The 448-nt window shown below is 51.8% G+C and carries 1 protein-coding gene; it reads left to right on the top strand.

Annotated elements, in window-relative coordinates:
- Positions 1-74 precede the first annotated feature (74 nt).
- Positions 75-448: WD40 repeat domain-containing protein (locus CHM34_RS20455; RefSeq protein WP_141201786.1), on the top strand; the 374-nt coding region annotated here is incomplete at its 3' end.

The raw sequence follows: 448 nt of genomic DNA on the forward strand, positions 1-448 counted from the left end.
ATGCTGAGATAGGCGAGGTCTTCGTACCTTACGTTACCGTACGGACAGCTGGAAAAGTAAGATCGGTCGCATGGATGCACATCAAAGGAACGAAGAAGCTGCAGCTACTGATCGGTACCAACAACAACCTTATTGACGTTTACGAGATACCCCAACGAAGCAAGACAAAGAGCGAGGCAGCACCCGAGTACAGCCGCACACTATCCGTCGAACTCTCCGCTCACAGAAACGATGTACGGGCGCTCGCACTCAGCTCCGATGATCGCATGCTGGCATCCGCGTCGAGTGGTGGACTCAAGATCTGGAACGTCAAGACGCAAAATTGCTTGCGTACCCTTGAATGTGGCTATGCACTTTGCTGCGCTTTCTTGCCTGGTGACAAGATTGTTGTTGTCGGAACGAAAGACGGAGACATTGAGCTGTACGACATAGCGGCATCCACGTTACT

It is taken from the genome of Paludifilum halophilum, from assembly GCF_002245355.1.
In the GTDB taxonomy this organism is placed as follows: domain Bacteria; phylum Bacillota; class Bacilli; order Thermoactinomycetales; family DSM-45169; genus Paludifilum; species Paludifilum halophilum.